Below are 19,100 nucleotides of genomic sequence, written 5' to 3' on the forward strand. Positions count from 1 at the left end.
ATGTCTTCGCCGCGACGTGCGCGGTCAGGCCTGTTCCTCGTCGAGGGCCTCGCGCACGCGCGCGGCGACGTCGCCGCGCAGCAGGCCGCTCCGCTCGGCCCGCAGCGCCGTGCGCCGGGCCAGCTCCCGATACCCCGGCACGACGTCCGGGTCGGCGTCGGACAGCGCGCGCAGGTGCCCGCGCACGGTCCCGGAATCGCCGCGCACCACCGGGCCGGTGTAGGCGCGGTCGCCCAGGCGCAGCGCGTTGTCCAGCGACGCCGACAGCAGCGGCGCCATCACCCGCCCGGGCACCTCCACCCCCGCGTCGCGCAGCAGCTGCTGGCACTCGTTGACCAGCGTGATCAGGTGGTTCGCCCCGTGGGTGAGGGCCGCGTGGTAGAGCGGGCGGGACTCCTCGTCGATGCGCACCGGCTCCATGCCCAGCTCGATCGCGATGCTCTCGGCGACGCTCCAGCCGGTGAGCTCGGTCGCGGTGATCACCATGCAGGCGTCGGAGAGCCGGTCGACGTCCTCCGGGCGACCGGTGAAGGTCATCGCCGGGTGCAGCGCCATCGTCAGCGCGCCGATCGCGGCGGCCGGCTCCAGCGCGGTCACGCCCTGCGAGCCCGAGGTATGCACGACCAGCTGCGACGCGTGCAGCGCGTCGGCGGAGACCAGGCCCTGCACCATGCCGGGGATCGCGTCGTCCGGGATGGCCAGGACCAGCAGTTCGGCGTTCTTGGCGACCGCGTCCGGCGGCTCGATCGGCACACCGGGCAGCAGTTCCTCCGCGCGGCGCAGCGAGGCGTCCGAGACCGCGGAGACCGCGACGACCTCGTGCCCGATCCGCTGCAGCGCGGCGCCCAGCACGGCACCCACCCGACCGGCGGAGACGATCCCCACCCGCAGTCGAGGGCCCGTGGGTTCAGCAGACATCGCCACGTGTTCCTCCAAAACCGTTCCAGTCCCGATACCGGGTACCAGACAGCGCCGCGAGAGTAGCCCCAACACCCCGGTCAGGGGCCACCCCAAGACGGCTAAAGGTGGCGAGAACCACGCGAACGTGCCCGCTCACTCGCGGGGTTTGGGCACGCGTCGGGTCAGCTCGTCGATGTTGATCTTGGCGGTGTGGATGGCCTCCTGGCGGCCCGCCGCCGAGCGGCGCGCCTGCTTGAGGTCGGCGATCAGCTTCTCGCGGCGAGCCCGGCGCGCGGCGCTGGTGGTGCGCCCGGCCTCCGAGCGGTGCTGCAGGAACGCCAGCTCGGTCACCGCGATCTGGTAGTCGCGCACCGACTTCGCGGCCTGCGCGCCCGCGCGCTTCCTGACCTTGCTCTGCCAGCCCTGCCTGCCGGTCAAGCTCGCCAGCAGCTCCATCTCGCTGCGCGCGATCAACCCGGCCCGCTCCAGCTTCGGCAGCTGCTCGATGACGATCCGCTGCTCCCGCTTGCGCTGCCACATGATCAGCGCGAACGTGCCGAGGAACACCGGGACCATGATCAGGAAGTAGACGTTGATGAACCCGGTGCCGCCCAGGAACGTCGCCGAGTTCCACACCGCGTGCAGCAGCACCGCCACCAGGTAACCGCCGAGCAGCCAGCCGAACTGCTGCAACCGCGTCCGCGCACCCCACGCGAAACCGACCGCGATGCCGAACATCGACGTGAACAGCGGGTGCGAGAACGGGGCCAGGACACCGCGCAGCACGAACAGCGCCACGACCGCTCCCCCGGTCACACCACCGTCGGCGAAGGCCTTGCCGAAGTACAGGATGTTCTCGGTGAAGGCGAAACCGGCGGCGGTCAGCGAGGCGTAGACGATGCCGTCGACCAGGCCGTTGAACTCCGCGCGGCGGCGCATCCACAGGCCGACCACGAACACGGCCTTGGCGGCCTCCTCCACCACCGGGCCCATCACCGCGGTCAGGAAGAAGCGGTGATCGGCCTGGCCCAGGAACAGGTTCGCCACCGACTCCGAGGTGCTGTTGAGCAGCAGCGAGCAGGCCGTCGCACCGCCCGCGCCCCACAGGAACGCGCCGATCATCAGCATCGGCGGCTCGGGCTCCCAGCGATCGATCCACACCGTCGCGGCCACCACGATCCCGACCGGCAGCAGCGCGGCGACCGCGCCGAACACGGCGGGCATCGCACCGACCCGGGACGTCGTGATCCCCAGCATGACCAGCCCGATCATCCCGAGCAGGATCAGACCGGCGATGGGCCAGCCGACGGCGTGGTGCTTGCGGCTCTGCAACCGGCGCGCGCGGGAGACGTCAGCGACCGGCTCCGCGTGATCAGGACTCGACACGCCCCAGACCCTATTGGGCTCGCTTCGCGGCTGACCGAATGGTCGCCTTCTCGCAACCTTCAGGCACGGCGACGGCGGCGCCGCTGCACGTCCGGCGCACCGCCGTAGGCGGCGATGAGGTCGTTGACCGACGTGCCCGAGCCGGTGTGCGCGCCCGACGGGTCCGGCTCGGCCGGCTTCTCGTAGGCCGAGCGGTCCGGCCGCCTCGGCGGGCTCGGAACCGGTTGCGCGGCTTGCGGTTTCGAATCCTGCGGGACGGTCTGCGGCTTGGCGGCCGGAGTCTCGGTCAGCGGGACCTCACCGGAGAGCTTGGCCATCACGTCGGTCTTCGCGGCGGCCGGGACCGGCTCCGGCTGCTTCTTCGGCCGCACCGGCTGCTGGATGGCCGTCTTCTGCTGCTGGACCGGTTTGGCCTGCTGGACCGGTTTGGCCTGCTGGGGACGCAGGAACTTCGTCTCGCCCTGCGAGCGCTCCGGCAGCGAGCGGACCCGGGTGGACTCGGCGCGCAGCGCGACCCGCTCGAAGAGCACGTCACCGCCGATCACCTGCTCCAGAGTGGTGCGCAGCTTGGTCAGCTCGGCCTGCAGCGCGCGGATCTGCGTGTCGGAGTTCTCCGAAGCGCGGCGCTGGGCCTCCGCCTCGGCCTCCAGCTCGAACTCGCGGCGCGCGGCGATCTCGCGCTCCAGCTCCAGTTCGTAGATCCGCTGCCGGTCGGCGACCGCCTGCTCGCTCTCGACGACCCGGTGGCGCAGCCGCGCCACGGCGAACGCGCCCAGCAGCGCGGCCCACAGCGCGGCGATCAGGCCGAGGCGCAGCAGCCGCGCGTCCTCGCTGAGGATGAGCACCGACGTGGCGGCTGCGGCGAGCACGAGCGCGCCGCCCCACAGGACGTGGGAGCGCCCGCTGTCGGGGTCGGTCTCGGTGGTGCCGCGCTCGGACATGGCGCCCACCGTACAAGGCGGTTATCAGTTCGAGACCTGAAGGTGCGCCAAACCGTTCGCACGTTGCGCAGGTCAGCTGAGCGGTGACTGCTCCGAACAGCGCAGTGCGTGGGCGGTTTCACTCGTCCTCGTCGAGCTCGTCCGGGTCGTCCGGGTTCCGGAGGCAGTGCTCCAGCCACAGTCCCGCACCGATCAGCGCGGCCGCGCTGATCAAGCCGACGACCGCCGCGAGCGTGTCCGACCGCGCCGCCTGCACCGTGTTCATGATCGGCAGCAGGTACCCGAGCAGGCCGATCCACACCCCGGCCATGATCGCCCCGGCCAGCGACGACGCCTTCGCCAACGCCACCGCCCGAGCCGCCGTCAACGCCTCCACGGGCTCCACCCCGGGCTTCCGCTGGACCCGAGGCCGCAGCACCAGGGCCAGCACGACGTCCACGACGGCGATCAACAGCAAGGTCGCCCCCGCCAGCAGCGGCAACGGGGGCAGATCCCCGTAGCTCAGCTGGCAGGCCAGGAACACCACCACGGCCGCCACCAACCCCGAGGCCACCAACTGCCCGGGCTTGGTGAACGACATCTGCTCAGTACGTCGAGGCGACACACCCCCAGCATCCCACCTGACCCAACTCCGCGTTCCGGTCCCCAGCCCCGCGTTCCGGTCCCCAACCGCGGATTGCTCCCGTAATCCGGTGACGGAGAACGGGAGCAATCCGCCTCCCCGAGGTGAGTGGTTCCGGGGGTGACGGATTGCTGCCGTGATCCGTGTGCGGAATACCGGCGTTCTCCGTACGGGACCTGGCCGGGCCGCGAGCTGGTGGGTTCGGCGAGCTGGTGGGTTCGGCGAGCTGGTGGGGTTCGTCAGCGGAGGGTGAGGTCGTCCCGCTGGTGGACGTCGTTGATGTCCGACTCCGGGAGGGCCGTGAGGAGGTCCGCGACCCGGCCGTGGCCGGGGAGGGTGGCGTCCGGGTCGATCGCCAGCCAGGGGATGAGGACCGTGGCTCTCGACGGGGTGCCCGGGTGCGGGAGGAGGAGATCGGGGTGGGTGCTGCGGACGTCGTCGACCGCGACGACGTCGACGTCGAGGGTGCGGGGACCCCAGCGCTGCTCGCGGACCCGTTCCGCCTGCTGTTCGAGGGCTTGGGCGCGGCGCAGCCAGTCCCACTCGTCGAGGTCCGGGGAGTCGGCGATGACGATCGCGTTGAGGAAGTCCGGCTGGTCGGTGACACCCCACGGGGCCGTCTCGTAGACCGGGGAGACCGCGACCAGCACGTCGGCGAGGCCCTCGACCGCGAGCCGCAAGTAGCTCAACCGGTCGCCGAGGTTCGACCCCAGCGACAGCACCGCCCTGCTCACGCCGGCACCACGTTCCCCCGCCCGCCCCGGCGGGAGCGGCGGATGGTGACCGCGACGTCGGCGAAGGCCAGCGGGATCGGCGCGTGCGGCTTGTGCAGCGTGACCTCGGTGGCGTAGGCCCGCTCGTCCTCCATCACCCGGTCGGCGATCTCGGCGGCGACCGTCTCGATGAGGTCCCGCGAGGGGCCGCCGACGATCCCGGCCGCCATCTCGGCGAGCTCGCCGTAGTGCAGCGTCTTGGTGAGGTCGTCGGTCGCGGCCGCGTCGGCCAGGTCGAGCCAGACGGTGATGTCGACCAGGAAGTCCTGGCCGTCCCGCTTCTCGTGGTCGAAGACGCCGTGGTTGCCGCGGACCGCGAGCCCGGTCAGCGTGATCCGATCAGCCAAGGCACTCTCCCCCGCTGCGCCAGGCGGCCGTGGTCGCGACCGCGTCCAGGGAACGCTGCACGTCGTGCACCCGCACGCCCCACGCGCCCCGGTCCGCGGACAGCGCGGAGACCACGGCGGTCGCCGTCTCCCTGCCGTCCGGCGGGCGCGGCGCACCGTCGTCGTCGGCCAGCAGCGCGCCCAGGAACCGCTTGCGGGAAGCCCCCACCAGAACGGGAAACCCCTGGTCGACGAGGCTGTCGAGGTTCTGCAGCAGCTGCCAGTCCTGCCTGCCGGTCTTGGCGAAGCCCAGACCAGGGTCGAGCACGATCGCCTCCTCGGCCACGCCCGCGCGCACCGCCGCCTCGACCTGCCGCAGGAGCTCGTCGCGGACGTCGGTGACCACGTCGTCGTACTGGGCGAGCGCGTTCATGTTCTTGCTGTGACCCCGCCAGTGCATCAGCACCCACGGCAGGCCGGTGTCGGCGGCGACGTGCGCCATCTCCGGGTCGGCGAGCCCGCCCGACACGTCGTTGATCACCGAGGCGCCCGCGCCCGCGGTCGCCGCGGCCACCTCGGCCCGCGTGGTGTCCACGCTGACCGGCACGCCCGCCGCGACCAGCTCCCGCACCACCGGCAGCACCCGCTCGATCTCGGTCGCGGCGTCCACCCGCTCCGAGCCGGGCCGGGTGGACTCGCCGCCGACGTCGACGATGTCGGCGCCCATCCGGTGCATCTCCACGCCGTGCGCGACCGCCGCCGCGCGGTCCAGGTAGCGCCCGCCGTCGGAGAACGAGTCCGGCGTGACGTTGAGGATGCCCATCACGGCGCAGCGCGCCGGGCAGGGCAGCTTGGCGTGCATCAACGCCCCCTGATCAGGGCCAGCGCCTCGGAACGCGAGGACGCCGAGCTGCGGAAGATGCCGCGCACCGCCGACGTCGTGGTGGTCGATCCTGCCTTGCGCACACCGCGCATGCCCATGCACAGGTGCTCGGCGTCGATCACCACGATCACGCCGCGCGGCTCCAGCCTGCGCACCAGCGCGTCGGCGACCTGCGACGTCAGCCGCTCCTGCACCTGCGGGCGCTTGGCGTAGAGATCGACCAGCCGAGCCAGCTTCGACAACCCGGTCACCCGCCCCTGCTCGTTCGGGATGTACCCGATGTGCGCGGTGCCGTGGAAGGGGAGCAAGTGGTGTTCACACTGTGAATACACCGGGATGTCCCGGACGAGGACGAGTTCTTCGTGCGCCTCGTCGAAGGTCTTGTCCAAGACCTCGTCCGGGTTGGTGTAGAGCCCCGCGAACAGCTCGCGGTAGGCGCGGGCGACGCGCTGCGGGGTTTCCCGCAGACCGTCGCGGTCGGGGTCCTCACCGGCTGCGATGAGCAGTTCCCGGATCGCGGCCTCGGCGCGGGCCTGGTCGAACTGGGGCATGTGGAAAGAGCCGTCGGGGCGGGAGTTGCCCGCCCCGATCGGCTCGTCGACCGCATTGGTCACAGTTGCTGTCCTCCACTGGCTTCGCAGCGCCCGGCGGGCGCTGCGCCCGCCAGTATCAGCGGCCGTTGTTGCCGCTGCCGTTCTCCCTGGCCGAATCCTGGCCCTCAGGCCGGTCGGATTGCGGTTCGCCCTGCTCCGAGGACTGCTGACCGCGCTCCCAGGAAGGCGTCCAGTTGTAGTTCGAACCGGACGGGTTGGTCGCCGGGGTCCATCCAGGAGGTGCACCGTAGTTCGGCGGCACCGCGGAGGGAACCTGCTGACCGGACTGCGGCTGCTGGATCTGCACCGTGCCCTGGTTCGCCCCGGCGCCCGCCGGGGTCTGCTCCTGGGCCGGGGTCTGCTCCTGGACAGGGGTGCCGTTCTGCTCGGCACCGGTGGCCGGGGCGGAGAGGGGCCGGGGTCGGCTCCTCCACGACCGGGGGCCACGGCTCGCCGCGCTCCTTGGCCAGCTCACCCGGGGTCTTGATCGGCGGCTTCTCCGACGGGGTGCGCCCGCCGAAGTCGTTGAACGCGGTGATCCGCGGCCGCTTCTCGACCCGCGAGAAGATCCGCTCCAGGTCCTTGCGGTTGAGCGTCTCCTTCTCGATGAGCTCCAGCACGAGGTCGTCGAGCACGTCGCGGTAGGTGTTGAGCACCTCCCACGCCTCGGTGTGCGCGGCCTCGATGAGCCGGCGCACCTCCTCGTCGATCTCGTGCGCGACCTCCAGCGAGTAGTTCGGCTGCTGACCGGCGGTGCGGCCCAGGAACGGGTCGCCCTCCTCCTTGCCGTACTTGACGGCGCCGAGGCGAGCGGTCATGCCGTACTCGGTGACCATCGCGCGAGCGATCTTGGTGGCCTGCTCGATGTCGCTGGAGGCGCCGGTGGTCGGCTCGTGGAACACGAGCTCCTCGGCGGAGCGGCCACCCAGCGCGAACACCAGGCGACCGATCATCTCCGAGCGGGTCATCATGTCCTTGTCGTCCTCGGGGACGACGAGCGCGTGACCACCGGTGCGGCCGCGCGGCAGGATCGTGAGCTTGTAGACCGGCTCCAGGTCGGGCATCGCCCACGCGGCCAGGGCGTGTCCGCCCTCGTGGTAGGCGGTGATCTTCTTGTCCCGCTCCGAGATGATCTTGCTCTTGCGGCGCGGGCCGCCGACGACGCGGTCCACCGCCTCCTCCATCGCGGAGGCGTTGATCAGCTGGCCGTTCTCGCGGGCGGTGAGCAGCGCGGCCTCGTTGACCACGTTCTCCAGGTCCGCGCCGGAGAAGCCGACCGTGCGCTTGGCCAGGCCGTCCATGTCGACGTCCTGCGCGAGCGGCTTGCCCTTGGAGTGCACGCCCAGGATCGCCTTGCGGCCTCGCAGGTCCGGTGCCGAGACCGGGATCTGGCGGTCGAAGCGGCCCGGGCGCAGCAGCGCCGGGTCCAGGATGTCCGGGCGGTTGGTGGCGGCGATCAGGATGATGCCGCCGCGCGAGTCGAAGCCGTCCATCTCGACGAGCAGCTGGTTCAGCGTCTGCTCGCGCTCGTCGTGACCACCGCCGAGACCGGCGCCGCGCTGGCGGCCGACCGCGTCGATCTCGTCGACGAAGATGATGCAGGGCGCGTTCTGCTTGGCCTGCTCGAACAGGTCGCGGACGCGGGAGGCACCGACACCGACGAACATCTCGACGAAGTCCGAACCGGAGATCGAGTAGAACGGCACCCCGGCCTCGCCGGCGACCGCGCGGGCCAGCAGCGTCTTACCGGTACCGGGCGGGCCGTAGAGCAGCACGCCCTTGGGGATCTTCGCGCCCAGGGCCTGGTAGCGGCCCGGGTTCTGCAGGAAGTCCTTGATCTCGTGCAGCTCCTCGACGGCCTCATCGGCGCCGGCGACGTCGCCGAACAGCGTCTTGGGCATGTCCTTGGTGAGCTGCTTGGCCTTGGACTTGCCGAAGTTCAGGACGCGGTTCCCGCCGCCCTGGACGTTGTTCATCATCCACATCAGCAGCAGCACGAGCAGGCCGATGGGCACGAGGTAGAACAGCATCTGCACCCAGAACGAGTCCTGGGTGACCTTGGTGTTCCAGGTCGGCACGTGAGCGTTGCGGATCTCGCCGACGACCTGCTCGGTGGAGCCGGCCGGGTAGTTCGCGATCAGCTGATTGCTGCCCTGGAAGTTCTGGCCGTCGTTGAGGGTCAGCCGGACCCGCTGCTCCTTGTCCTCGATGGTCGCTTCCTTGACCTTGCCCTGGGCGATCTGTTCCAGGGCTTGCGAGGTGGAGACTTCGCGGTAGGCGCGAGTCTCGTCGAAGAGCACGCTGAAGGCGTAGACCAACAGGAACGCTGTCAGGATCCACAGCAGCGGGTTGCGGAGCAGGCGCTTTCGGTCCATTCACTTGCGGCCGACGGGCGGCCTCGACCCTCCCTGACTGTTACTTCGGGTGACGACCCCTGATGCGGACACCCGCCGTCAACCCCTTCAGACCAGCGTACCGGCCGATGCGCGCGCACGACCATGCCGCGCCCAGCACAGGGCGCCCAGATTACTAGGACCGCCCCGCCTCACGTGGGCGGGACGATCCTGCACCGAGCATCACACGCCCGAGGTGTACACCTTCGGATCGAGAGTGCCGATGTAGGGCAGATCACGATAGCGCTCTGCGTAGTCGAGACCGTAGCCGACGACGAACTCGTTCGGGATGTCGAATCCGACGTAGCGCACCGGCACGTCCACCTGCACCGCGTCCGGCTTGCGCAGCAGCGTGCAGACCTCCAGCGACGCGGGGTTGCGCGCGTTGAGGTTCTTGAGCAGCCACGACAGCGTCAGGCCCGAGTCGATGATGTCCTCGACGATCACCACGTGCTTGCCCGCGATGTCGCGGTCGAGGTCCTTGAGGATCCGCACCACACCGGACGACGAGGTCGACGAGCCGTACGAGCTGACCGCCATGAACTCCAGCTGCGCGGGCTGCGGGAGCGCCCTGGCGAAGTCGGTCATGAACATGACCGCGCCCTTGAGCACTCCGACCAGCAGCAGATCACCGCCCTGCCGGTAGTCCTCGTCGACCTGCTTGGCCAGCTCCGCGACCTTGTCCTTGATCTGCTGCTCGGTGATGAGCACAGAAGCGATATCGCCGTCGTACACGGCTCGGCTTCCCCTCTTGTCGGATCAACAATTCCCCAAGCCGGAGACCCGCCCCGACGTTCGTGCCGGTGCACCGTCAGCCATTCGGCGGCTTGCGGTCCGCCGTCTCCACCCGCAGCCTGCCATGCGCTCGGCGCAGCACAAAGTCGCCCGGCAGCGCAGGGCCGCCCTGCCCACGCCAGTCGCCGATGAGCGCATCGGCCGAGCGCAGGTGGGCATCGGTCATTTCGGGCACGCCTTCGGCGGTGAGCCACTCCCGCAGCACCCGCCGCCGCACGGCCGCCGGCAGCAGCCGGAGCTCGGCGCAGTCGAGGCCGTGATCGGCGCGGACGCGGGACAGCTCGGCGGCCGCGGCCTCCTCCAGCGCGTCGGAGTCCTCCCGCAGCTGGCGAGCGGTGCGGGCCAGCGCTTCGGCGACGCCGCCCTGCAGCACCTCCTCCAGCAGCGGCAGCACCTCTGTGCGCAACCGCACACGCGTGAACCGGGGGTCGGCGTTGTGCGGGTCCTGCCAGGGTTCGAGGCCCTGGGCGCGGCAGGCGGCCTCGGTGGTGGCGCGCCGGACGCCCAGGAACGGGCGGGCCCACGGCGGGTCCAGCGGGCGCATCCCGGCGATCGAGCGCGAGCCCGAGCCCCGGCCCAGCCCCAGCAGCACCGTCTCCGCCTGGTCGTCGAGGGTGTGGCCGAGCAGCACCGGGGCGCCGCTCGGGCGCTCGGCCCGCAGCGCCGTGTAGCGGGCCTTGCGGGCGGCGGCCTCCAGACCGCCCATCCCGTCGACGGCGACCTCCACGACCTGCGCGGACATCCCGATCCGGGCCAGCTGCTCGACGGCGCCTTCCGCGATCGCGCCGGAGCCCACCTGCAGGCCGTGATCGACCACGATCGCCTGGGCGGGGACACCGAGGTGCCGGGCGACGTGCGCGGCGGCGGCCGCGAGCGCCAGCGAGTCCGCGCCGCCGGAACAGGCCACGACCAGCGGTGATCCCCGGAACGGCGCCGCCTCGGGGGACTCCAGCAGCCGCCGCACGGCGGTTCGGGTCTCGCTCACGGCGGGCTCGGGAGGCATCCCCCGATTGTCCCCGCCCGCCGGGAACCCGCTCGTCCCGGCCGCTGCGGTCAGCCGTGCACCCGGCGGATCCAGGCGTCCGGGTCGGTGATCTCCGACCTGGTCGGGAGGTTGTCCGGATGCGCCCAGACGGCGTTGAAGCCGGTCATGCCGACCCGGTCCACGACGTGGTCGGTGAAGGCCGCGCCCTGCGCGTACTGGCGGATCTTGGCGTCCACCCCCAGCAGGCTGCGCAGGATGCGGTCGAGAACGCCGCCGCCCGCGCGGCGCTCGGTGAAGCGGCGGCGGATCGTGCCGACGCTGGGCACGACCTGCGGGCCGACCGCGTCCATCACGTGATCGGCGTGGCCCTCCAGCAGCGTGGAGATGGCGATGATCCGGTCCAGCGCGGCCCGCTGCTCCGGCGACTGCAGCAGTTCCAGGAGCCCGACCACGCCCGGGCTGGAGTCGGCGCGGCGCGCCGTGCGGGCCTCGCGGATCACGTTCGGCAACCGGGTCAGCAGCTCTCCGGTGCCGCCCTCCATCTGCGTCAGCAGCTCCCCGAGCCCGGCGGCGAAGTGCTCCCGCAGCCACGGCACGGCGTTGAACTGCAACCGGTGCGTCGACTCGTGCAGGCACACCCACATCAGGAAGTCGTCGGCAGGCACGCCCAGCGACTGCTGCGCGGCCACGATGTTCGGCGCGACCAGCAGCAACCGCCCGCGCTGGCCCTCCACGCCGGACTCGCCGTAGGGGTCGAACTGGCCCAGCACCTTGCCGCCCAGGTAGGCCAGCACGACACCGGCCTGCACCCCGGCGCTGCGCGCGCTGACCTCCCCCAGCAGGTCACCGCCGCGCAGCGCCTGCGAATCCACGGTGGCCAGGGCGGCGCTGGTCATCTCGGACAGGCCGAAGGCGGCGCCGCGCACCCAGTCGGGCCGGTCCACCACGTCGCCCTCGGCGATCGGCAGGTCCAGGCCCAGACCGGTCCGCTCGCGCACGTGCGACTCGGCCTCGGCGCTGAACCGGCGCAGCGAGCGCACGGCCCGCGCGGCCTCGGCCTTGGGCACCTCGGGTCCGGGCTTCATCAACCGCACCGCGGTGCCCACGGCGACGTTCCAGTCCAGCGTCCGGGGCGCCTCGACGGCGGAAGTGGCGTTCACCTCACCGACCGTACCCGCCGGAACGCGCCCCGGACATCAGGCTTTCGTGCCGTGACCAGGTGTTAGGAACCTACGGGACTCACCATGCGCGGCGGTGCGGGTGGCGGAGCAGCTCGCTCGGGTGGGGGAGAACGCCGCTCCGCCGCACGCCCCCTAACGGCATCCGCAGCCGCGGAGGGCGTCGGCGAGCTGGTCCAGTGCCGGGCGCGCCTGCGAGGAGCTGGTGCCGTTCGACATCATCGCGAACACCAGCAGCCTGCCGTCCTGGGTGACGACCGAACCGGCGAGGCTGTTGGCGCCGTCGAGCGTGCCCGTCTTGGCGCGCACCCAGCCCTGGCCGGGGCTGTCCTGGTACCGGTCGGCGAGGCTGCCGCTACCGCCCGCGACGGGCATGCCGGGCAGGAGGTCCCGCAGCTTCGCCGAGGACTCCGGCAGCACGCCGTCCGGACCCGCAGGGGCGGTCGCCTTGTGCAGCAGCTGCCCGAGCAGCTGCGGCGTGATCCGGTCGTCCAGCGACAACCCGCTGCCGTCGGCCATCGTGGTGCCGCTGACGTCGAGGCCGTTGCGCTGCAGCACCTCGCGGACCGCCTGGGTGCCGCCCGCGAACGACGGCTCCTTCCCGGTGGCGATGGCGACCTCGCGGGTCAGCGCCTCGGCCAGCACGTTGTCGGAGTGCTGCAGCACGTTCTCCACCAGCTCCGACACCGGGGCCGACTGCACCTGGCCCAGGACCTGCGCGTTCGCCGGGGCGTTGCCCGGCGCTGCGCTCGCGGCGCCGAGCCGCTTCGCGAGCTCCTGACCGGCCTGCAGCGCGGGCGTCTGGGTGCGCGGGCTGTAGTCCACCGTCGGGTCGGCCCGGCCGCCGTCGAGCATCACCGGTTCCATCGGCGCGTAGAACCCGGCCGCCACGTCCTCCGGCAACCAGCCCGGCGCCGCCGCCGGACCCCGGTAGCGGCTGGTGTCGACCAGGACGGTGCTCACCGAACCGCCGGAGGCGGCCTTGACCTGCGCGACCAGGTCGTCGAGCTTCGCCGCGCCCCGGTACACCGACTCCCGATCGCCGGACAGCGCCGACAGCGTCGGGTCACCGCCGCCGACCAGCACCACCGTGCCCGGCTGACTGCCGCGCACCACCTTCGTCGTCAGCCGCGCGTCGTGGTCGAGGGTGAGCAGCGCGGCGCTCATCGCCAGCAGCTTGCCCGTCGAGGCCGGCATCAGCGGCTGGCCCGGGTTCTGCTGCCAGAGCACGTTGCCTGTTCGGGCGTCCATGACGATGCCGCCGAGCGTGCCCAGCGCCGGGTTCGCGGCCGGACCGGCCAGCGCGGCGCTGATCCCCGACTGCGCGGGCGTCGGCGCGTTCTGGCCCAGCGGGGTGATCTTCGGGTCGAGGCGGACCGGCGCGGGCGGGTCGGCGATCTGGGTCTTGCTCAGCAACGACGGACCGAACGCCGCGGCCGCGCCCAGCAGCACGACCAGGCCGATCGCGATGCCGATCAGCGGCCCGCGGCCCTTGCGTCCGGTCTTCGCCCTCTCCGGCTGGAACGGGATGTGCTGCGGCACGGCACGCGAGGCGACCGGGTCGGTCGTGTCCTCCGGCCGGTGCGGCGCGGACAGCCCCGCGAAGTCCTCCGGACTCGCGTAGGCCTGCGGGGCCTGGTGCCCCTGCGCGAGCGGTGCCTGCGGGTTCGGCGGCGCGAGACCGACCGTCGGGTCGGCCTGCGGCACCGACAACCCGGCGAAGTCGGACGCCGAGGCGGTGCGCGGCTCGTCGAAGTCGATCCGGTCGATCCACTGGGTGCGCTCGGCGGGCGCCTCCGAGGGCGCGGACGCGCGCAGCTGCTTGAGGTCGATCCGGGTCGTCTGCTCGGCAGCCGACTCCGGCGGCTCCTCCTTCTTCCCGTCCGGCTTCGCCAGCGCGGCGTCGAGATCCGCCCGCGAGATCCGCTGGGTCCGCTCAGCGGCCTCCTCCTCGGGCTCCCCCGCACCGGACCCGGTCTCGGATTCGGCCTGGGCCTCGTCGGTCTCGCTCGGAGTCCCCGGCTCGTCCAGGACGACCGGTCGCATCACCTGCGTCTGCTCGGCAGGCCACTCCGGCTCCACCGCGGTCCCGGCGGCGGGCGTCTCGTCCTCGTCGTCGTCCTCGTCGGAGTCCGTGGAGGTTTCCGCGGGGGCCTCTCCCCCACCAGCGGAGTCCTCCTCGGCGGGTTTTCCCTCGTCGTCGGCGGTCTCGCCCTCAGCTTCGACGGGGGCCGGGGAAGCTCCCGCGGGAGCTTCGCTCTCCGACGATGCCTCCGCGGCCTCCTGCCCCTCGGTCGAGTCCTGCTCGGCCTCGGTCTCCTCCTGGGGCTCGTCGTCCTGGGCCCCGGAGGTGGGTGCGTCTTCGTCCTTCTCGGGGAAGGCCTCCTGAGCAGGCTCCTCCTGATCGGGTTCGTCCCCCGCCGGAGTCTCCGGCTCGGCGTCAGCAGGTGCCTCGGCGTCGGACTTCTCGCCGCTCTCATCGACGTCCGAGCTCTCGCCGTCGGACTTGTCGGCTGCCTCGGAGTCCTCGTCGTCGGACTCCTCGGCGGCGGTCTCGTGGTCAGACTTCGCCGTGCCGGATTCGTCGGTGGAGGAATCCTCGGCAGGTTGCTCGGGCTCGGTGGCCTCGTCCGCTGCGGTGTCGTCCTCGGAGGTTTCGCCGGTCGCGTCGTCCTCGGTGGACTCGGCTTCCTCGGACTCGGCTTCCTCGGATTCGGCTTCGTCGGAGGCGGGGTCCTCGGACTCGGCTTCCTCGGAGGCGGATTCGTCGGAGGCGGCTTCGTCAGAAGCCGGGTCCTTCGCGGGGTTCTCGTCCTCCGCAGGTTCCTCAGCCGTGGCCCCCTGGGCATCGGATTCCTGCTCAGGGCCTTCCTGATCTGCGGTTTCCGCTTTCGGCTCTTCCTCCGGCTTCGCCTCGGCGGTGTCCTCGGCAGCGTCGTCAGAGGAAGCGTCGTCCGAGGAGGTGTCGTCCGAGGAGGGCTTGGTGAGCTTCTGCGTCTGGGCCGTGGCACTCCGCACCGCGGACTTGGCGAGCTTCACCGTGCTCGACACCCCATCACCGGACTCGCCATCGCTGCCCGAGGCGCCATCGCTGCCGGAAGCCCCGTCGTTCCCGGAAGCCCCGTCGTTCCCGGAAGCCCCGTCGTTCCCGGAAGCCCCGTCGTTCCCGGAAGCCCCGTCGAACAGGCTCCCGGCGACGCGAACGGTCGCCGTGGGGGTCTCGGCGGATGTGGTCTTGGTCCCAGAATCCGAGGCGCTCGGAGCGGTCTGACCCGATTCCGGTCCGGCGTCACCGGTCTCGTCGGCGGCAGAGCTCGCCGGGGGTTCCGCGGGGTTCACCGAAGGCTTCGCCGGGTCGCTTGCGGGCGGGGTGTTCTCCGACGTCTCAGCAGCTCGATCCGGGGACGGCGCAGCGGTGCGCGACCGGTTCCCCTGGTCCGGTGAGGCCGCTCGGACGTCGGTTTCGGACACCTCACCCCGGGTGTTCTGGGGTTCGGGCACGTGCTCCTCCTCGACTGGAGGTCAGACTGCCAGATTGCGAGCTCTCGCACTGCGGTGGGGCCCGGGGCCCGAGCGTGGTCCACACTAGACGTGGTCGCGCGCGCGAGCGTGCGGTTGCATCCGACGCAAGACGAGTGAGGAACCGCGTGGACTTCGACGTCACGATCGAGATCCCCAAGGGGAACCGGAACAAGTACGAGGTGGACCACGAGACGGGTCGTATCCGTCTCGACCGGACGTTGTTCACCGCCACGCAGTACCCGGCCGACTACGGGTTCGTCGACGACACCCTGGGTGAGGACGGCGACCCGTTGGACGCGCTGGTGCTGGTCCAGGAGCCGACCTTCCCGGGTTGCCTGATCAAGTCGCGCGCCATCGGCATGTTCCGCATGCGCGACGAGAAGGGCGGCGACGACAAGGTCATCTGCGTTCCTTCGGACGACCCCCGCCAGGAGCACCTGCAGGACATCCACCACCTCTCCGAGTTCTACAGGCTGGAGATCCAGCACTTCTTCGAGGTGTACAAGGACCTGGAGCCGGGCAAGAGCGTGGAGGGCGCCACGTGGGTCGGCCGTGCCGAGGCGCAGGCCGAGATCAAGAAGTCGTACGAGCGCGCCAAGGAAGCGGGCCACTGACGCTCCCTCCGGGCCACATCGGAAGACCCTCCTCGCAGACGCGCGGAGGGTCTTTTCGTGCCCCGAGGGATCGCCCTGAAGTTCTGCACAGCCGAGTTCTCCACAGTTGTGGATGGATTTCCCCAGCCCTGTGGACAACTGGGGACAACCTTGTGGACGAACGCTCACCGGTACCGCATCTTCCCAGGTCGCGGCACTCTCCCCAGGGGTGAGCCGTCGGCCCGGCGGAGCACCACCATCGGCTCCTCGGACGCGTGTTTTCCACAGCCTCGGACGTAGGGGCGCTGCTCGCGGGGTTGGTAGAACCAGCCCAGCTCGACCTTCGCCCGCGCCACCGATCTCCGCCGCACCAGGTGCCGCCGGAGCCACCGCGCCATCCCCACGACCACGACTCCCGCCGCCGCGGCCAGCATCAACCACGCCATCGCTCTCCTTCCTCCGCGATGTAGGGATGCCCCGAGCCGAAGATCATGACGACCTGGTGTCCGGAGATCACCCTGATGGCCCCAAATTCAACACATGTTGAGCCGAGGCCGGTGCGGAGTTACCGTCGAGGCGACGCACGAGGAGGTGGTCGTCGTGTCGGCGCTGCGGAGCGACCCGGTTCTGCCGATCGGCCCGGTTCTGGGGCTGGAGAAGGTCGACGCGGGGATGGGCGAGCTGGTCGGCGGGAAGGCCGCCAACCTCGGTGAGCTGATCGGCGCCGGGTTCCGGGTGCCGCCGGGCTTCGTGCTCACCACCGAGACCTGCGCGGCGGTCTGCCCGGTCGACGACCTGATCGGCGACCTGCCGGGCTCGGCCTCCCGGATCCGCGACCGGATCACGAGCGCCGAGCTGCCGCCGGAGCTGGTCGGCGCGATCACCGGCGCCCGCGACGAGCTCGGGCCGGGCCCGGTGGCGGTGCGCTCGTCGGCGACGGCCGAGGACCTGCCGCACGCGAGCTTCGCCGGTCAGCAGGACACCTACCTCAACGTCGTCGGCACCGATGCGCTGCTCGACGCGGTCCGCCGCTGCTGGGCGTCGCTGTGGTCCGACCGCGCGGTCGCCTACCGGGAGGCCAACGGCGTCGAGCACGCCGCCGTGCGGATCGCGGTCGTGGTCCAGCGGATGGTCGACGCGCACGCCGCCGGAGTCCTGTTCACCGCGAACCCGGTCACCGGGGATCGGGCGGAGTGCGTCATCGACGCCAGCACCGGGCTCGGCGAGTCGGTGGTCTCCGGCGCCGTCACCCCGGACCACTTCGTGGTGCGCGGGGACCGGGTGAGCGCGCAGCCCGGCGACAAGCCGACCAGCGTCCGGGCCGTCCCGGGCGGCGGGGTGGAGACCATCGCGCAGGACTCGGAGACCGCCTCGATCGGCGAGGCGCAGGCCCGCGAGCTCGCCGAGGTCGGCCGGCGGGTGGCGCGGCACTTCGGGACGCCGCAGGACGTGGAGTGGGCGATCGGCGCCGACGGCCTGTGGCTGACCCAGTCGCGGCCGGTCACGACGCTGTTCCCGCTGCCCGCCGAGAGCGAGCGCGGGCTGCGGATGTACCTGTCGGTCAACGTCGCGCAGGGCGTGTACCGGCCGCTGACGCCGATGGGCGCGGCGACGCTCGGCCTGCTGGCCGCCGGGGTGCTGCGGGAGCTCGGGATCCCGTCGCCCGACTCGCGACCGGCGCCGCTGCGGGAGGTCGACGGGTGGGTGTTCCTGGACATCACCGGCACGACCGGCAACCGCGTCGGCCGGGCGGTGCTGCCGCGTCTGCTGGCGGCGGCCGAGGCGCGCACCGGACGGGTCTACGAGTCCATGATGGACGATCCCCGGCTGCCGCTGCGCCCCGGCGTGCCGTGGCGCGTGCTGCGCGGGCTCGCCGGGGTCCTGGCGCGCAACCGGATCCCGCTGCTGGTGGCCGGTGTGCTGCGCGATCCCGCCGCGCGCCCGCGAGGAGGCGTTCCGCCGGGTCGACGAGCTGCGCGCCGATCTCGCCGCCGCGCGACCGGTCACCGCCCGGGAGCGGCTCGACGCCGCCCGGCACGCGCTGCGGCGGACCACCGCGCCGGTCATGGCGTGGGTGGCGCCGAGGATGATGCCGATCCTGCTGCTGAGCCGCCTGCTGCCGAAGCTCACCGGGGCGAGCGAGGCGGAGATCCAGGTGGTGCTGTCCGGCGTCCCGCACAACGTGACCACCGAGATGGACCTGGAGCTGTGGGCGATCGCGCAACGCCTCGGCCCGGACGTCGACGACCTCGCCGCCCGCTACCGGGATCGGGACCTGCCGTCCGAGGTCCAGCGCGGGCTCGACGAGTTCCTGGCGCGGCACGGGCATCGCACCGCCGCCGAGATCGACGCGGGCGTCGCGCGCTGGTCCGAGCACCCCGAGAAGGTCCTGGCGCTGGTGGAGAACTACGCCCGCACCGGCTCGGCCGGGCACGACGCGGTGCAGCGCTTCCGCGCGGCGGCCGACGAGGCGGAGGTGATGGCCGCCGAGATCGTCGCCCGGCAGCAGAACCGCCCGCGCGCCCGCTTCACGGCCTGGCTGCTGAACCGGGTCCGGAACCTCATCGGGATGCGCGAGCTGCCGAAGTACTGCGCGGTCCTCGGAATCGCCCACGCCCGCAAGCACATCCGAGGTATCGGAGTGGAACTGGCCGAATCCGGCTGGATTTCCGACCCGGACGACGTGTTCTTCCTGAACTACGAGGAGCTCTCGGACGTCATCGACGGAGCGGACCACCACGACCTCATCGCGACCCGCCGCGAGACCCATGTCCGCGAACTCCGCCGCAAGCACCTGCCGAGGCTCCTGCTCTCCGACGGAACGGAACCGGAAACCCTTCTCCCCCAGCAGAACTCGGAGAACACCCTGCGCGGCACGTCGGCCTCACCGGGCACCGTCACCGGCACGGCCCGGGTGATCCACGACCCGGCCCACGCCCGCCTCCAACCGGGCGAGATCCTCGTCGCCCCCTCCACCGACCCGGGCTGGACCCCGCTGTTCCTCACCGCCTCCGGCCTGGTGATGGAGATGGGCGGCCCCAACTCCCACGGCGCCACGGTCGCCCGCGAGAACGGGATCCCCGCCGTCGTGGGCGTTCCGCACGCCACCACCGCCATCCCCGACGGCCGCACCATCACCCTCCACGGCTCCACCGGCACCGTCGACCTCTGACCCGTTCGAAAACCCCGGTTTTCGTCGCGCGAAAACCG

The 19,100-nt window shown here is 71.8% G+C and carries 16 protein-coding genes and 1 pseudogene; 3 read left to right on the plus strand and 14 right to left on the minus strand.

All coding sequences use genetic code 11. From position 1 onward, the window contains the following. Nucleotides 1-24: 24 nt before the first annotated feature. The 13 genes from REH65_RS15905 to dacB all read right to left on the minus strand — a co-directional run bounded on the left by REH65_RS15905 (nt 25) and on the right by dacB (nt 15,276). Nucleotides 25-918: a Rossmann-like and DUF2520 domain-containing protein gene (locus REH65_RS15905; protein ID WP_281457053.1), complete on the minus strand. Its 894-nt coding sequence runs from the start codon at nt 916-918 to the stop codon at nt 25-27. Between the two features lie 135 nt (nt 919-1,053). Further along, nucleotides 1,054-2,286 carry a PrsW family intramembrane metalloprotease gene (locus REH65_RS15910; RefSeq protein ID WP_406693000.1) on the minus strand — a complete coding sequence of 411 codons (1,233 nt, stop codon included), beginning with the start codon at nt 2,284-2,286 and terminating at the stop codon, nt 1,054-1,056. 59 nt (nt 2,287-2,345) lie between these two features. Beyond that, a complete protein-coding gene (locus tag REH65_RS15915) occupies nt 2,346-3,227 on the minus strand; it encodes a DUF6779 domain-containing protein (protein WP_406693001.1) in 882 nt (293 codons plus the stop codon). Nucleotides 3,228-3,345: 118 nt separating this feature from the next. Further along, complete coding sequence (locus REH65_RS15920; protein WP_406693002.1) at nt 3,346-3,807, minus strand: DUF3180 domain-containing protein; 462 nt, start codon at nt 3,805-3,807, stop codon at nt 3,346-3,348. Nucleotides 3,808-4,088: 281 nt separating this feature from the next. Further along, nucleotides 4,089-4,583 carry a 2-amino-4-hydroxy-6-hydroxymethyldihydropteridine diphosphokinase gene (gene folK / locus REH65_RS15925; RefSeq protein ID WP_406693003.1) on the minus strand — a complete coding sequence of 165 codons (495 nt, stop codon included), beginning with the start codon at nt 4,581-4,583 and terminating at the stop codon, nt 4,089-4,091. After that, entirely contained in the window at nt 4,580-4,969 is a 390-nt protein-coding gene (gene folB / locus REH65_RS15930; RefSeq protein ID WP_406693004.1) for a dihydroneopterin aldolase, read from the minus strand. The genes folK and folB overlap by 4 nt, the downstream gene beginning before the upstream one ends. Then, the gene (gene folP, locus REH65_RS15935; RefSeq protein WP_281457059.1) at nt 4,962-5,810 is read right to left on the minus strand and encodes a dihydropteroate synthase; all 849 of its coding nucleotides are present in this window, start codon (nt 5,808-5,810) and stop codon (nt 4,962-4,964) included. Before folP ends, folB begins: the two co-directional genes overlap by 8 nt. Beyond that, nucleotides 5,810-6,382, minus strand: coding sequence for a GTP cyclohydrolase I FolE (folE, locus tag REH65_RS15940; protein ID WP_406693177.1), 573 nt, complete (start codon nt 6,380-6,382; stop codon nt 5,810-5,812). Before folE ends, folP begins: the two co-directional genes overlap by 1 nt. A 167-nt stretch (nt 6,383-6,549) precedes the next feature. Continuing rightward, entirely contained in the window at nt 6,550-8,799 is a 2,250-nt protein-coding gene (ftsH, locus tag REH65_RS15945) for an ATP-dependent zinc metalloprotease FtsH (RefSeq protein WP_406693005.1), read from the minus strand. Between the two features lie 201 nt (nt 8,800-9,000). Continuing rightward, a complete protein-coding gene (hpt, locus tag REH65_RS15950) occupies nt 9,001-9,552 on the minus strand; it encodes a hypoxanthine phosphoribosyltransferase (protein ID WP_281457061.1) in 552 nt (183 codons plus the stop codon). A gap of 76 nt (nt 9,553-9,628) precedes the next feature. Next, complete coding sequence (gene tilS / locus REH65_RS15955; protein WP_406693006.1) at nt 9,629-10,615, minus strand: tRNA lysidine(34) synthetase TilS; 987 nt, start codon at nt 10,613-10,615, stop codon at nt 9,629-9,631. Between the two features lie 50 nt (nt 10,616-10,665). After that, complete coding sequence (locus tag REH65_RS15960; protein WP_406693007.1) at nt 10,666-11,757, minus strand: zinc-dependent metalloprotease; 1,092 nt, start codon at nt 11,755-11,757, stop codon at nt 10,666-10,668. 153 nt (nt 11,758-11,910) lie between these two features. Continuing rightward, nucleotides 11,911-15,276, minus strand: a complete 3,366-nt coding sequence (gene dacB, locus REH65_RS15965; RefSeq protein WP_406693008.1) for a D-alanyl-D-alanine carboxypeptidase/D-alanyl-D-alanine-endopeptidase — start codon at nt 15,274-15,276, stop codon at nt 11,911-11,913. A 146-nt stretch (nt 15,277-15,422) separates the two neighbouring features. Between dacB and REH65_RS15970 the strand changes: the two genes are divergently transcribed. After that, complete coding sequence (locus REH65_RS15970; protein WP_132674525.1) at nt 15,423-15,911, plus strand: inorganic diphosphatase; 489 nt, start codon at nt 15,423-15,425, stop codon at nt 15,909-15,911. Nucleotides 15,912-16,075: 164 nt separating this feature from the next. On the opposite strand, the gene REH65_RS15975 is transcribed toward REH65_RS15970, so the two are convergent. Next, entirely contained in the window at nt 16,076-16,336 is a 261-nt protein-coding gene (locus tag REH65_RS15975) for a hypothetical protein (protein ID WP_406693009.1), read from the minus strand. 226 nt (nt 16,337-16,562) lie between these two features. Here REH65_RS15975 and REH65_RS15980 point away from each other — a divergent pair. Together REH65_RS15980 and REH65_RS15985 are read left to right on the plus strand one after the other, a co-directional pair. Then, nucleotides 16,563-17,339 (plus strand): annotated as a pseudogene (locus tag REH65_RS15980) (PEP/pyruvate-binding domain-containing protein); the annotation flags it as partial. A gap of 466 nt (nt 17,340-17,805) precedes the next feature. Then, on the plus strand, nt 17,806-19,062 hold the full coding sequence (locus REH65_RS15985) for a PEP-utilizing enzyme (RefSeq protein WP_406693010.1): 1,257 nt from the start codon (nt 17,806-17,808) through the stop codon (nt 19,060-19,062). The last annotated feature ends 38 nt before the right edge of the window (nt 19,063-19,100 follow it).

It is taken from the genome of Saccharopolyspora sp. ID03-671, assembly GCF_045278815.1.
In the GTDB taxonomy this organism is placed as follows: domain Bacteria; phylum Actinomycetota; class Actinomycetes; order Mycobacteriales; family Pseudonocardiaceae; genus Saccharopolyspora; species Saccharopolyspora ipomoeae.